Genomic DNA, 14,823 nt, shown 5'->3' on the forward strand with positions numbered 1-14,823 from the left:
ACTTAATGCTTGAACTTGTACTATCTGCTATTGTTTTAGGATTCATGTTGAGTCTGGTTTTTATAGGACCTATTTTCTTCCTGTTAATAGAGACCAGTTTCTCAAGAGGGCCAAAGCATGCCCTATCATTGGATCTTGGCGTTATCACTGCAGATTTATTGTGTATTGTAGCAGCTTATTATGCCAGTGCAGATATTGTCACCCTAATAGATAAGCATCCGGGCTTTTACAGGATCACTTCCATCCTGATTTTTATTTACGGAATTGTAATGCTGGTAACGAAAACCAAAATGCACATGCCTGGTGAAGAGAAGATTATTAGTCAAAATTATATTAAGACTTTTTTCAATGGTTTTTTCTTTAATCTTTTAAATGTTGGAGTCATCCTTTTCTGGCTGGTAACGGTAATTTCCGTAAGGAATCAATATCCGGACACCAGCAGTTTTATTTTATATATAAGCATTGTAATAGGAACTTATCTGGGCATTGACCTTGCCAAGATATTTTTAGCTAAGCAGTTTCACGATAAACTTACCCAAAAGCTGGCCAATAGGATCAGAAGAGTTGTAGGAGTGATTCTTATTGTTTTCAGTTTCTTTATCTTCCTGCAGAGCTTTAAGAAGTTCAATCAGTTTGACAGACAACTCGAAGAAGCTGAGAAAAAAGAAGTAAAATATCAACAAACAAAATGAAAAAAATTATCTTTCCAAAAGCTCTTAAAAAAGGAGCTAAAATAGCTGTTATTTCCCCTGCTGGAGCTGTAGATGCTGCACAACTTGAAAAGGGAATAAAATTAATTAAAAGTAAAGGATTCGAACCTGTTTTAGGCGAACATCTTTACACCAAATTTTCAAACGGTTATAATTACGCCGGAACAGAAAAGGAAAGAATAAAAGATATCAACTGGGCTTTAAATGATAAAGAGATTGGGGCAGTCTGGGCTTCAAGAGGCGGCTACGGATGCCAGCATCTGATTCAGCATTTAAATTTGAAAAACTTCACAGAAAATCCGAAATGGTATATCGGATATTCTGATAATACCGTTATACAAAGCTATCTATTGAAAAAAGGCTTTGCTTCCATTCACGGGCAGACCATCAAAACATCCAGTTTTGGAGTTACTGATGAAAGCTACGATCTGATCTTTGATATTTTAAAAGGAAAAACACCTAAATATAGCTTAAAATCTCACCGATTAAATAGAAAAGGGAATATTGAAGGAGAATTGATTGGAGGGAATTTAGCCCTTATCTACGCCCTATTGGGGACCAAGTATTCTTTTGACTTTAAGGATAAAATTTTGTTCATTGAAGATATCGGGGAAAACTTCTATGCACTGGATCGTATGATCATGAGCCTGGAACTGGCAGGAGTTTTCAACAAGATCAAAGGGCTTATCATAGGTGGAATGACTAATATGGGTGATGAAAAAGACAATAAGGAGTATGAAGCCAGCTTTGATGAATTTGCCTATAAATTGATCTCAGATAGAATTTCGAAATACAAATTCACTACCGTATTTGGTTTTCCAAACGGACACATCAAAGACAATCGACCTCTTTTAATTGGGGGAACGGTTAAAGTAAAAGTTGGTACTAAGGTTAAGATTGAATTTTAAGGAGGATCACTCTCCTATTCATTTATTAAAAATTGGATTATGGCAGATCATAATGACTTTGGAAAAATAGCTGAAGATATGGCTGCCGGTTATCTTCAAAAAAACGGATATAAAATCCTGGCCAGAAACTTCAGATTTCAGAAAGCAGAGATTGATATTATTGCTGAAAAAGATGACCTGATTATCATCGTTGAAGTTAAGGCAAGATCTACCGATTTTTTCATTCTGCCTCAGGAAGCAGTAACCAAAACAAAAATCAAGTCTATTGTCTTGGCAGCAAACCATTATTTGGAAGAATTCAATAAGCAGAATGAGGTGAGATTTGATATTATTTCTGTTTTGCCTGATGAAAAGAAGAACTTAATTATTGATCATATAAGTGATGCTTTCGAGGCTTTGGATGCCAATTAATCAAATAAAAAAATAACAATAAATAATGTATCAGTTTAGCGACCTATCAATGCAATAATAAAGATCAGACATTGATATATTGCTAGACTGATGTATTGTTGCTTTAAAATAATAATCAGTTGTATGAAAACAATATTCATCACCGGAGCTACTTCCGGTATTGGTAAATCCACCGCAGAGCTTCTGGCAAAACAAGGAAACAGAATTATCGTTTGTGGGAGGAGAGAAGATGTACTTAAATCTTTAAATGACGAACTATCTCAATATACCGAAATATTTAGTTTAAAGTTTGATGTGAGGAATCTTCAAGAGGTGGAAACTGCGGTTAATTCGTTGCCCGAAGAATGGAAAGATATTGATGTTCTGATTAATAATGCCGGGAATGCACACGGGTTAGATCCATTGTCATCAGGAAAGACTGACGACTGGGATTCGATGATTGATGGGAATGTAAAAGGACTTCTTTATGTTTCCAAAATGATTATCCCTGGAATGAAAACTAAAAATTTAGGTCATATTGTGAACATCAGTTCTGTGGCAGCAAGACAAACCTATGCAAATGGAGTAGTGTACTGTGCTACCAAAAAAGCAGTAGATGTTATTTCTGAAGGAATGAGATTAGAGCTTACTGAATTCGGGATTAAAGTAACAAACATCCAACCTGGAGCTGTAGAAACAGATTTTTCATTGGTAAGATTCAAAGGAGACAGCGAAAAGGCTGCAACGGTTTATGCAGGATATGAGGCATTAAAAGCTGAAGATATTGCTGATGCAATTGCATACTGTGTAAATGCTCCAAAACATGTTACCATTGCCGATATGTGTATCTATCCAAGCGCTCAGGCTGAACCAAGAACAATCTATAAAAAATAGTGTCAAAATAAAGGACTAAATTTGTGGAAAATTTTAAAATGATTTTGCTTTTCCGCAAGATTATATTTTAGCGTAAAATAAGAAAATGAAAATTCTATATCTCGAAACATCGTCTAAAAACTGTTCAGTTGCCATATCAGATAACGAAAAGCTGCTGTGTCTGTGCGAAGAAGTTTCTGAAAACTATAAGCAGTCTGAAAGTCTTCATACTTATGTAGAATGGGCTTTAGAAGGGGCAGGTATATCACTGCAGGATATTGAAGCAGTTTCTCTGGGTAAAGGACCGGGTTCTTATACCGGATTAAGAATTGGGGCTGCCTCTGCAAAAGGCTTCTGTTATGGGCTGAAAATTCCGTTTATTGCCGTTAATTCTCTTGAAAGCATGTTAGAGCCTGTTTTAGGGCAAAACTATGAATTGATAGTGCCATTGATCGATGCAAGGAGAATGGAGGTATATACGGCCGTTTATGACGGTTTTACGGGAAAAGAAATTTCTGCAACGGAAGCAAAGATCCTGGATGAAAATTCTTTTGAAGAATTTAAAGGTAAAAAAGTAGTCTTTGTAGGAGATGGAGCTAAGAAAGCTAAAGATATTTTAAATCTGCCAGATGCAGATTTTAGAGAAGATATTTATCCGTCTGCCCAATACCTGATTAAAAAGACACTTAAGAAAATAGAAAACAAAGAATTTGAAGACATGGCTTATTTTGAGCCCTTTTATCTTAAAGACTTCCATGGGGTAAAGAAAAGAGGATCATAGATTCTATTTCCTCTGAAAAAGATAATTTACATAAAAAAAGCGAAGAATACATCTTCGCTTTTTTGTTTATTGTTTTTGTGGCCCGTCAGGAACATTCCTGTTTCTTGCCTTAGGTTTGTCTGTTTTTTGTTGTTGAGGAGGATTATTCATATTATTATTTCCCGGTGGGAATGAATCCTGTTTTATTTCCTGAGTAACATTTAAGTTTCCTTGGCTATTGAGCTGTCCAGGCGCATTTTGCGGAATATTCTTGCTTTTAACGGTCGGTTGGGTAGGAGTGCCAGGCTGTTGAGAGATCGAGTTTCCTTTATTGTCAGTAGCCTGGAAGCTGAGATCACTTTTCAGATAATTCAGCATTTCTTTAGCCCTTATCCCTTCCGGAGTTTTAGCGTAATTTAAAGCAATTTGTTCAAGCTGTAAGATCATTACTTCTTTTCCACTGGATTTTCCTGTATTAAAAGCATTTAGGAGGTATAATTTAGGTACCAGTGCATCTTTCGGATACTTCTGAATAGTTTGATCAATGACTTCCTTACTTTCCGTAAACTTTTCAGACTCGTATAAAGCATAGGCTTTCTTGTATTCATTTTCAACATCCTCAGTTGATTTTACGAATGAATTGTTTTTAGGGTTTCTTGCAAATTCAGCGTAGGAAGTGTAAGGATAATCAGTTAATAGAATTTGTTTGGCTCTTTCAGCAGACTGAGGAGTTTTCTCATAATTCATAGCAAAAATCTCATACAAAGCCTGAAGCATTACCTTTTCTTCCGGTTTTACATCTACAAGATCATACAGCGTTTTGGTGGCAAGGGGAGTATTGGTAAAATAGTTCTGATACATAATACCCAATCCTAGAGAGGCGGTATCTCTATCCTTTTTAAGCTGTCCCAGTTTTTCCTGATTGGTTGGAATTTGCTCAATATAATAAGCCGGTTCAAAACGTCTCGGATTAGGAGCAGCGGTTACCCCAAGCGCTTCACTTTTCATATCTTCAATAGAAGCCATTTTTTTAGAAAAACGCCAGTTGTCAGAAAGCGCTCTTTCACCCCATACCTGCTTAAATGAAGAAGTTCCCTTGCTTACTGTTCCGGTATTGTTGAAATAAAAACCTTTTGTAGTAACCCCAAAATCTTCAAAAGAATTAGAGTTATTATTGGCAAAAATAGAATTCGCATTATAATCTCCGGTATCAAATCCTTTGTTTCGTTCTGCACGTCTTCTTTCCTGTTCCTCTTTCTCTTCTTTGATCTTTAGTTTAGCAATATATTTTGTGAAAAAGTCTGTTCTTTGAGCATTATCCATCTTAGCTAAAGAAAGAATACTGTCATTCTTTTTGATCAGATAATAGTTCTTAGAGATCTTTTTAATGTATGCAGACTGATCTTTTAGCAAGATCTTTGAAGGCTCATAGGTCATTACGGCAAGTGCAGAGTCATAATAAGTTCCCGCACCGATATAATCATTCTTTTCAAGGTAGCCTTTTCCTATCTCATAATACGCCAACCCACGAATCTGAGGATCAGAAACCTTTTCAAACAAAGATTTCCTGAAAAACTGCTGCGCTTCATCCTTTTTTCCGGCTTTATTGGCCATCAATCCTAAAGCATATAAAAATTCATTTTTTCTTGAACCATAAGTACCTTTTTTACTAATCCCTTCCAGATAGCTTTTAGCACCATTATAATCCCCTTTACCATTGAATGTTTTAGCAATGGCAATTTGGGATTTTACTTCAAATTCAAAATCACTGGAATATTTATAGGCTGCAGTATAGCTTTCTCTTGCCTTATCATTTTGCCCCAGATTTTCAAGGACCTGCCCTCTTAAATAAGCAATTCTGCTCTTCAGCTTCCTGTTGGAATTCAGCTCAAAAGCCAAATCAAGCTCTTTGGCAGCATCTTCTTTCTTTCCTGCATCCAAAAGGGACTCAGCATAGTAAATGCTCAATAATTTGGCGTAAGTTTTATTGATCTTTTCACCTTTTAATTTAGCAAAAGTCTCATGAGCTCTATGATAGTCTTTTATTTTATCATAAGCTACTCCCTGATAGATTCTTGCCAGCGGAATCCTTTTATCATCCTTCATATGAGCGAAGACATAATTAAGAGCATCCATCGCTTCCAAAGGTTTATTTCGATAAATTCTTGATTGGGCAAGGATCATATAGGCATCAAAAATCTGTTTGTTTTTCTCTTCACCGTTTCTGGTAACAGAATATTTATTGATGGCTTTTAAGGCCTTTGCTTCAGCAATTTCCAGAATGGTTGCTCCTTTGGATGAAGTAGCTCCATCCATATTGGTAGGATCAGTTCCCGGACCGTTTGGCATGTTGGGAATTCCGGAATTTCTTCCGGATGGCCTGTTGGCAACTTCTCCCATTTTCATGGAATTTTCTGCAAAAGCAGCTGATTGTCCCAGGTCACTTCCCAAAGGCTGATCTTCAAAAGTAAGAATAGGGATATAAGGAGCATAAAAATTATCTTTATGCGCTTTATCCCTGGTTGTAAATTCACTGTTTAATGCGTCCTTAGCATTAAATAGTGTGTTGTAGTATGTAGAAAATCCCTTCAATAGTTTGGATCGCTGCTCCGGCTTTTTTACTTTGGTACCACAGGAAGCAACAAGGCAGATCACTAAAAGGAACAATATATTCTTTTTCATTATTCAATATAACTTGCTAATCTGCTTTTTATTATCAGCAGTTTGATGATTTTGTAAAAATAATAAAATTTTATAATGAATAATATTTATATTTCGCTCCGAAATATTTTATTTCATCTTTGTGGAAGTAAGAAATCATATGATTTTTAAATTTTGGAAATTTCATTCAAAATCTTGTAAACAAGATGGGTAGGAAGGCCCATAATGGTATAAAAACTACCTGTCAGGCTTTTGATTTTTGCCATTCCCAGCCATTCCTGGATCCCGTAGCTTCCAGCTTTGTCAAAAGGTTTGTAATTTTGAATATAATACTGCATTTCATCATCAGTGATCTCATCAAAAGTTACCTCTGCAACATCCGTTTCTGTAAACACCTTATCCGCAGTTTTTATAGTGATTCCCGTATAAACCTGATGGGTTCTTCCTGAAAGATTTCTCAGCATGCTTTGGGCATCTGCTTCATCCTTAGGCTTACCCAGGATCTCTTGATCAAAGGCAACTACGGTATCTGCTGTCAGTAAAACTTCATCCGCTTCCAGACTTCTGAAAGCATCCGCTTTTAATTCAGATAAATAGCCCGCCGCATTGGCTATGGCAATATGAGCAGGAATAATTTCTTCACAATCGATTTTTACAACCTCAAATTCAAAACCAAGGCTTGAAAGAAGTTCTTTTCTTCTTGGTGATTGTGATGCTAAAAGTAATTTCATAGGTTAGAATTATACAGATTGAGTATTATCATCATGCCAGTTCCCCTGAACTTTCATTACCTGTTCGATCACATCACGTACAGCTCCGCTGCCACCTTTTTTCGGAGAAATATAATGAGATACTCCTTTTACTTCAGGAACTGCATTTTCAGGACATGCTGCAATCGCTGAACTTTCCATGATATGAATATCCGGAAGATCATCACCCATAGTGAGAATCTCCTCATTCTTAAGATTATATTTCCTTTTAAAATCTTCAAAATCCTCAATCTTATTGTGTGATTTCGGATAATAATCCTGAATACCAAGGTAATTGATCCTGTGTTTTACCATCTCATCATTTCCCCCTGTAATAACTCCAATCAAATAATTGTTTTTTAAGGCTTTTACTACTGCATAACCATCCAGTACATTCATTACCCTGCACATATTTCCACCTGGCATCAGATAAACGCTTCCATCTGTGAAAACACCATCTACATCAAATACAAAGGCCTTAATATCCTTTAATTTCTCTTTATAACTCATACATTTTTTGAATAGAATGATTCATTGTCTTATAAATAGCAAGACTTTCTTCGTCCTGTACTAATTGCTCATGTAATTCTAAAACCCTTAAGTCATTTCTTACCGCCGGTCCTGTTTGGGCCATTTTGGGTTCTATTTCATGGATTTTCTGAACCGTTTCATCAATCAGCGGTAAAAAATAATCGAATGGAATTTCCTGAGAATCTGAAATTTCTTTAGCTCTTGAAAAAAGATGATTCACAAAATTGCAGGCGAAGACGGCTGTCAAATGAATGTACTTTCTTTTTTCATGATTGCTTTCCATCACATTTTTCGAAACTTTGGAAGCAAGCTCAAAGAGGATTTTTGTATCTCCTTCATTCTCAGTTTCAATGAAAAATGGAATTTTTTCATATTCCAGTTCTTTCGATTTCGAAAAAGTCTGTAATGGATAAAAGCTGGCCTTTCTATATTCTCCGCTCAAAGTTTCTTTTGGAAGTGAGCCTGAAGTATGGGCAACCAGACAGTTTTTTTTGGAAATTATCTTAGAAACCTCTTCTATAGAATTATCACTCACACAGATGATATACAGATCTGCATCATCCAGCTGATCCGTTGAATATGGAATAGTAAGTTCTTCAGAAATTTTACTCAATTCTTTTTCGTTCCGCCCAAAAATCTGAGCAATGGAAATGCCTTTCAAAGTGAAGGCTTTGGCCATATGATAAGCCACATTTCCGGAACCGATTATTACAATTTGCATCTAACAAATATAGGATTTTAAGCTGAGCCGGGAAAGGAAGAAAGGTATAGAAACTCCAAACTTAAATATAGGCACGTTTATTGCGTAAGTGTCTCATATTATTTTTAATATTTAAACTGAAAATTGAATATTTAATTTAACTTTCAGTTATTTTTGTAATCCAAAACAATGAAAGGCATCTTATGAAGATTAAGGACGCGGAAATTATTTCGTTGATGCAGAATCCACGGACACAGGATAAAGGTGTTCGTGCCTTGATGGATGCCTATCAAAGCAGATTGTACTGGCACATACGAAGAATTATTGTAGACGGAGATCTTGCCCAGGATACTTTGCAGGAAACTTTTATTAAAGCTTATCAGAATTTTCATCAGTTTAAAAACGATAGCCAGTTGTACACATGGCTGTATAGAATAGCAACCAATGAGGCGCTCCAACAGGTAAACAAACTGAAGAAAATGCAGAAAACAGATGAAGATCCGGAGTATCACATGCAAAATCTCGTTGCCGATAATGTAGAAGGAGATGCTGAAGAAATACAGATTTTACTGCAGAACGCCATACAAAGCCTGCCGGAAAAGCAGAAACTGGTATTTATGATGCGGTATTATGATGATTTGCCTTATGAAGAAATATCTAAAATTGTAGATATGTCAGTAGGTACCCTGAAAACAAATTATCATTATGCCAAACAGAAAATAGAAGAGTATATTAAAGAAAATTACGAGAGATAATTTTTGACAAAACAAAGATGAAAGAGTTCGACTTAGAAAAACTAGAACGTAAAAACATTTACACAGTCCCTGAAAATTTATTTGAAAATATTCAGGAGAGGGTTATGAATGATATAAAGCCGGAGCAAAAAGCACCAGCACCGGTCTTTAAGTTAAATTGGATGTATGCTGCAGCGGCATCACTGGCTTTGATCTTTGGAGTCACTTTTATTTATAATTCCAATAACGATTCTGCAGATCAAGGGCTGAATTCAAAAGAAGCCTATGCTGCTCATAAAGGGGGACCTAAAACGGAAGCCGAATTGGCTTACGAAACATTGGAAAATGATTTAACTTCTGTTGAAAATAATAATCAAATAGTTGTAAATCAGAAAAATAATACTTCTTTAGCTTCAAAAAGTGAAGGAGGAAACGAACAACAAACTGTTTCACAAAAAATAGTGAAACCTGTAACTAAAAAAGAAGAAACACGGATGAATGAATATTTGGATTCATTCTCCAATTCTGAAATTGCAGAACTGGCAAGCAACTCAACTCAGGATGTTTATTTGGATTTATATAATTAATAAAGAAAGATGAAAAAGATACTATTGACGTTTTTTATTATTTATGGTTTTAGCTTTGGCTTAAACGCTCAAAGAACGGATTATGACTGGAAAAAGATGGATCCTAAACAAAGGAAGGAGGTCATCAATAATCTTTCTCCTGAAGAAAGAAAAGAACTCCTTAAGAAATTCCGGAATAATATGATCATGGATAATCTGAATGTAGATCCGGGAGATAAAGCAGAATTTACACAGCTTTATAACGAGTATCTTGACAGTCAGAAACAGATAAAAAGTCAATTTGATCCAGGCTTCAACCCTGAAACCTTAACGGATGATGAAGCAAAAGCTAAGTTACAGCAAAGCTTTGAAATTGGACAAAAGCTTCTGGATAACAGAAAAAAATACGCAGAGAAAATGCAGGAGGTAATTCCCTGCCAGAAAGTTCTGAAGCTGTTTCAGTCTGAGGGCATGATGAGAGATAAAATGAATGAAAGAAAACCTCATGTACATAATAATAGTTCGGGACCTAAACAAAACCCATAATAGTTTATTTTTTTAATGTTGGACGGCTCTTACAAATCTTTTTTTGTGAGAGCCGTTTAATTTTATTCTTAAAGCTATACTTTTGCGCGAAAAATTATTCATGAAAAAAGTATTTTTCTTCCTAATGATGGCGGTTTCATTATCAGCACAGAAAACAGAAGTAGTAGAATTGAAGCAAAGTATTAAAGACCGAAATGGAACTACAAAATCGATAACCGTTATTGATAATCGACCATATAGGGAAATTGGAAATATACTCCATCATAAGGAAACTTTTACTTTTAAATTTGCTAATGATGATTTGAAAAATTATATCGAAAGCTGGTTCTTGAGCGATAATAAAACAAAAGGGAATAATGATATCGTTTTGTTATTGGAAGATTTAAAGGTTTATAATGGGGAACAAGAAGATAAATATACTATTGGAAAAACTAAGATTAAGCTTTCAAGTTTTATTAAAAAAAATAATAAGTATTACTTTTTAAACCGTATTCAGAATGTGATTATTTCTGATCAAAAGTTAACCCCCAATGTACCAAGGAATATAGTATCCAATATATCCAATATTATGGTGAATTTCATCAGGGAATCTTATACAAGTCTACCTGTTCGTGCTCCAATTCCGGAGGAAGAATTCATGAATTATGAGAAATATCTTGTTAAAAACTCTCCAGCTTTCAGTAGTTCAGAATTAAAAGATGGAGTCTATAAGGACTTTAAATCATTTTATGAGCAGAAACCGGAACCGAATTATATCACAGATAAAAATAAAAAAGGAAGGGTAACCAATATTAAGGATACTAATGCCAATGTGAATGAGGATATTATTTATAATGAAGAAGTATTTGGATATATAGAAAATGGTAAAGCTTACAGATCTACACCCGTAGGATATTTAGAGATCTTGAAAAATGATAAAGGCTTTTTTGTTATTGCCAATCCATCAGAACTTTACCTACCAAATGATGGAGGTGCTGCGTCAACAATTGCTATGTCGGGTGGACTTATTGGCGGACTTATTGGCGGACTTATTGGGGCTATCGCTGATTATGGTTCTGATCCAAGAAGAAGGACTAATAATGTTGATACTTCAGTGATGCCGAATGTATATCTGGATTCATTAACCGGAAACTATATTTTTGAGTAATTAAAAGAAAAAAGACCCGCTGTCTTTATAGATTTTACCAGCTATTTTAAATAAATTGATACAATAAGATGATGAAAGACAATAATCTCTCTCTTTTTTTTATCTTTGCAAATTACAAGATTCTTAAATGAAAAACATACGAAATTTTTGCATAATCGCTCATATCGACCACGGTAAAAGTACCTTGGCAGACCGTCTTTTGGAGTATACAAATACTGTTACTCAAAGAGAATTACAGTCTCAGACGCTAGATGATATGGATTTGGAAAAGGAACGTGGGATTACGATTAAGTCGCACGCGATCCAGATGGATTATGAATATAAAGGAGAAAAATATATTCTAAACCTGATTGATACACCGGGACACGTTGACTTCTCTTATGAAGTTTCCCGTTCTATTGCTGCTTGTGAAGGAGCGCTTCTTATTGTAGATGCTGCTCAGAGTATTCAGGCACAAACCATTAGTAATCTATATTTAGCATTGGAAAATGATTTAACAATCATTCCAATCTTGAATAAAATTGATCTTCCTTCTGCTAACCCTGAAGAAGTAACTGATGAGATCATGAATCTTATCGGCTGCGAATACGAAGATGTATTGAGAGTTTCAGGAAAAACAGGAGAAGGAGTTCATCATTTATTAGAACAAATCGTTGAAAGAATTCCTGCTCCGGTAGGAAATCCTGACGGACCACTTCAGGCATTGATATTTGACTCTGTTTACAACCCGTTCAGAGGGATTGAAGCTTATTTCAAAGTAGTAAACGGAAGCATCACTAAAAATGAAAAGATCAAATTCTTCGCAACAGGAAAAGAATATGGAGCTGATGAGGTGGGGACTCTAAAACTGAAGCAGGTTCCAAAGAAAACGATCCAATGTGGAGATGTAGGTTACCTTGTTTCAGGGATTAAAGATGCGCGTGAAGTAAAAGTGGGAGATACCATTACTTCTTTTGATAAGCCAGCAGATGGACCAATTGATGGGTTTGAGGAAGTAAAACCAATGGTATTTGCAGGTATTTACCCAATTGATTCTGAGGATTTTGAAGAGTTGAGGTTCTCTTTGGAGAAACTAAGACTAAACGATGCTTCTTTGGTTTTCGAACCGGAAAGTTCTGCAGCTCTTGGTTTCGGATTCCGTTGCGGATTCTTAGGAATGCTTCACATGGAAATTGTTCAGGAACGTTTGGACAGAGAGTTCAATATGAACGTGATTACTACGGTCCCTAACGTATCGTACTTCGGATATACTAAAAAAGAACCTGAAGTTCCTATCCTGATCAACAACCCGTCTGAAATGATGGATCCTTCTACAATGGATAGAGTAGAAGAGCCTTTTATTAAAGCTTCTATCATTACAAAATCTGACTTTGTGGGAGCTGTAATGACTTTATGTATCGAGAAAAGAGGAGAAATCGTTAACCAGAGTTATTTAACATCTGAAAGAGTTGAATTAATTTTCAATATGCCTCTTGCAGAGGTTGTATTTGACTTCTATGACAGATTGAAATCAATCTCTAAAGGATATGCGTCATTTGATTATCACCCAATCGGATTCAGAGCTTCCAAGCTTGTAAAAATGGATATCCTGATCAATGGTGACATGGTAGATGCCCTTTCTTCTTTGATTCACGACAGTAATGCTTACTATATTGGTAAGAGAATGTGTGAGAAACTTCGTGAGCTGATTCCAAGACAACAGTTTGATATTGCTGTTCAGGCAGCTTTGGGAACGAAGGTTATTGCCAGAGAAACCATCAAAGCCTTAAGGAAAGACGTTACTGCAAAATGTTACGGTGGAGATATTTCCAGAAAGCGTAAGCTATTGGAGAAGCAGAAAGAAGGTAAGAAGAAAATGAAGCAGATTGGTAGAGTGGAAGTTCCACAATCGGCGTTCATGGCTGTATTAAAGCTTAATGACTAATTCATTATAAAACAAACCCGCTCCATCATTGAAGCGGGTTTTTTATTTTATTTTTTACGGGTGAATTTTATTTCCATTGTTTTCATCTCCTTTCCTGTTTTAGGATTAGGTCCATACATTTCCAAAGTATGGTTATTATCATCGGTAAAGGTATAAACCTCTCTTACCTCACATTCTTTGCCCGGTCGGCTTGGGTCTGTCATTTTGCCCTTAAAATCAATTGATTTCTTAGCTGGATTCCAGTCTCCTTCGGCATGCATTAATCCTGTTCCCATATTGTCAATCCATGTGCTTACAAACTTTTTCTTGGCATTATCATAGCCCATAATACTCATTCCTTCAAAAGGCATTCCCATGAAATTTGCTTTGTAATTACTTATCTGATAGCGGCCATCAAAGATCATTTTATTAGTGCATTCGGAAGTACTGGTAGCAGCTTTTCCACTGTCATCCATCCACATACTTGTAGCACCTGTCCAGTTTCCGTCAAATTTGGCCAGCATTTTATGCATATCGCCAGGGGTGGCAAATTCCATCCATGCGTTAGTAGCTGTTGCTGAATCCACAGGTTTCCATTCAGATGTGGTGGCTGCAGAATCTTTTTTATCAGAATTATCCGAAGCTGCTGTTTTTCCTTTCTCACATGCTGTACATAAGAAAGCGAGAGAAAGGATGGCTAGTAAATTTTTCATAAATATTTAATTTTAAGTTGGTTATAATAATAACTTAATGTATGAACTTTTATTACTAGTAAAATATTTTTTATTTTTATGATAATTTATGTATTCGTAATACAAACCAAAACTACTTTCTTTAAAATGAATGCTTTTATTTTACTTCGTAATACCTTCTCTGCACTTTGAGTATATTTTTGTCGTAATTCATCATAAATGATTCAGAAGAACTATCGAACAGCGTGACTTTAAATTTTCCTCGGTCTTTTCCTGTGAGATAGTTAACTGAAAATATCATGATTTCATTAGGTTCAAATTCCCAGTAATGCATACCCCAACCGGTTCCACAAATAAGGGCATCGTCGTTCCATATCATTTGCCATTTTTGCTTATCGTTGAGTATAGCAAGTGGTAGATTTTTCAAACCAGAAAGTATTAATTTCCGATTTGAAATATTCTTAATAAATACAGGAAAAGCTTTATATTTTTTAAGGGTTCCTGTTTCTAAATTGTATGCATATTTAGGAATTGTGTCATTGGGTTTGATTACAATTTTGACATTATTTTCAGATAAGGAATCAAAACTAACTGGTGCTTTAGAAAACTTCATTCTTTCAAAATATCCATGAAAATATGCAGCATTACGAGCAGGGTTGCTCTCAACTTCTGTACCTGGTGGAGGTGGCGGAGCAGGTATCATTGAGGTGTAATATTTTACTTCAACATTGGAAGTACCTTTGCCTACGTATATTAATCCAGTTTCTCCTTCCCCTATCCCTTCGTTAAACTTTTGGAAGGTTAGCTTCTCATTTTTTTCATGGTGTAAAATTATGGAGTCTGCAAATGAGGATTCTTTTTTACAAGAGAATAATCCAAGGATAAGACTAAAGTAAAGCAGCTTTTTTATCATTTAGTAAAAATAGTAAATATTTATTCTTAGTTTTGTGTAT

Annotated in this window: 16 protein-coding genes; 10 read left to right on the forward strand and 6 right to left on the reverse strand. The window is 35.5% G+C overall.

Going from position 1 to position 14,823, the window contains the following annotated elements; all coding sequences use genetic code 11:
- Positions 1-5: 5 nt before the first annotated feature.
- From AC3HD6_RS07750 to tsaB, 5 genes are all read left to right on the forward strand, one after another.
- Positions 6-692: a LysE family translocator gene (locus tag AC3HD6_RS07750; RefSeq protein WP_068941197.1), complete on the forward strand. Its 687-nt coding sequence runs from the start codon at positions 6-8 to the stop codon at positions 690-692.
- Entirely contained in the window at positions 689-1,618 is a 930-nt protein-coding gene (locus AC3HD6_RS07755; protein WP_488895820.1) for a S66 peptidase family protein, read from the forward strand. The genes AC3HD6_RS07750 and AC3HD6_RS07755 overlap by 4 nt, the downstream gene beginning before the upstream one ends.
- Before the next feature lie 39 nt (positions 1,619-1,657).
- Positions 1,658-2,029: a YraN family protein gene (locus tag AC3HD6_RS07760; protein ID WP_488895821.1), complete on the forward strand. Its 372-nt coding sequence runs from the start codon at positions 1,658-1,660 to the stop codon at positions 2,027-2,029.
- Between the two features lie 123 nt (positions 2,030-2,152).
- On the forward strand, positions 2,153-2,902 hold the full coding sequence (locus AC3HD6_RS07765; protein WP_488895822.1) for an SDR family NAD(P)-dependent oxidoreductase: 750 nt from the start codon (positions 2,153-2,155) through the stop codon (positions 2,900-2,902).
- Between the two features lie 85 nt (positions 2,903-2,987).
- Positions 2,988-3,662 (forward strand): tRNA (adenosine(37)-N6)-threonylcarbamoyltransferase complex dimerization subunit type 1 TsaB, encoded by a 675-nt coding sequence (tsaB, locus tag AC3HD6_RS07770; RefSeq protein WP_488895823.1) that lies wholly within the window; start codon positions 2,988-2,990, stop codon positions 3,660-3,662.
- A 66-nt stretch (positions 3,663-3,728) separates the two neighbouring features.
- Here tsaB and porW read toward each other — a convergent pair whose 3' ends face one another.
- From porW to AC3HD6_RS07790, 4 genes are all read right to left on the reverse strand, one after another.
- Complete coding sequence (gene porW, locus AC3HD6_RS07775; RefSeq protein ID WP_488895824.1) at positions 3,729-6,323, reverse strand: type IX secretion system periplasmic lipoprotein PorW/SprE; 2,595 nt, start codon at positions 6,321-6,323, stop codon at positions 3,729-3,731.
- A 146-nt stretch (positions 6,324-6,469) separates the two neighbouring features.
- The gene (locus AC3HD6_RS07780) at positions 6,470-7,033 is read right to left on the reverse strand and encodes a Maf family protein (RefSeq protein WP_488895825.1); all 564 of its coding nucleotides are present in this window, start codon (positions 7,031-7,033) and stop codon (positions 6,470-6,472) included.
- 9 nt (positions 7,034-7,042) lie between these two features.
- A complete protein-coding gene (locus tag AC3HD6_RS07785) occupies positions 7,043-7,561 on the reverse strand; it encodes a KdsC family phosphatase (RefSeq protein ID WP_488895826.1) in 519 nt (172 codons plus the stop codon).
- Positions 7,551-8,303, reverse strand: a complete 753-nt coding sequence (locus AC3HD6_RS07790; protein ID WP_488895827.1) for a Rossmann-like and DUF2520 domain-containing protein — start codon at positions 8,301-8,303, stop codon at positions 7,551-7,553. Before AC3HD6_RS07790 ends, AC3HD6_RS07785 begins: the two co-directional genes overlap by 11 nt.
- Before the next feature lie 182 nt (positions 8,304-8,485).
- Here AC3HD6_RS07790 and AC3HD6_RS07795 point away from each other — a divergent pair, with 182 nt between their 5' ends.
- The 5 genes from AC3HD6_RS07795 to lepA all read left to right on the forward strand — a co-directional run bounded on the left by AC3HD6_RS07795 (position 8,486) and on the right by lepA (position 13,199).
- Positions 8,486-9,037: an RNA polymerase sigma factor gene (locus AC3HD6_RS07795; protein ID WP_068941214.1), complete on the forward strand. Its 552-nt coding sequence runs from the start codon at positions 8,486-8,488 to the stop codon at positions 9,035-9,037.
- 17 nt (positions 9,038-9,054) lie between these two features.
- Positions 9,055-9,603 (forward strand): hypothetical protein, encoded by a 549-nt coding sequence (locus AC3HD6_RS07800; protein WP_488895828.1) that lies wholly within the window; start codon positions 9,055-9,057, stop codon positions 9,601-9,603.
- 9 nt (positions 9,604-9,612) lie between these two features.
- The gene (locus AC3HD6_RS07805) at positions 9,613-10,128 is read left to right on the forward strand and encodes a hypothetical protein (protein WP_068941218.1); all 516 of its coding nucleotides are present in this window, start codon (positions 9,613-9,615) and stop codon (positions 10,126-10,128) included.
- A gap of 100 nt (positions 10,129-10,228) precedes the next feature.
- Positions 10,229-11,275 (forward strand): hypothetical protein, encoded by a 1,047-nt coding sequence (locus AC3HD6_RS07810; protein ID WP_488895829.1) that lies wholly within the window; start codon positions 10,229-10,231, stop codon positions 11,273-11,275.
- A gap of 127 nt (positions 11,276-11,402) precedes the next feature.
- The gene (gene lepA, locus AC3HD6_RS07815) at positions 11,403-13,199 is read left to right on the forward strand and encodes a translation elongation factor 4 (protein WP_291936077.1); all 1,797 of its coding nucleotides are present in this window, start codon (positions 11,403-11,405) and stop codon (positions 13,197-13,199) included.
- A gap of 47 nt (positions 13,200-13,246) precedes the next feature.
- Here the strand turns inward: lepA and AC3HD6_RS07820 are convergent, their stop codons facing one another.
- Both AC3HD6_RS07820 and AC3HD6_RS07825 read right to left on the reverse strand, forming a co-directional pair.
- A complete protein-coding gene (locus tag AC3HD6_RS07820) occupies positions 13,247-13,891 on the reverse strand; it encodes a DUF1579 domain-containing protein (RefSeq protein WP_488895830.1) in 645 nt (214 codons plus the stop codon).
- A gap of 136 nt (positions 13,892-14,027) precedes the next feature.
- Positions 14,028-14,783, reverse strand: coding sequence for a hypothetical protein (locus tag AC3HD6_RS07825; protein WP_488895831.1), 756 nt, complete (start codon positions 14,781-14,783; stop codon positions 14,028-14,030).
- Positions 14,784-14,823 lie beyond the last annotated feature (40 nt).

It is taken from the genome of Chryseobacterium sp. II3a (assembly GCF_057815135.1).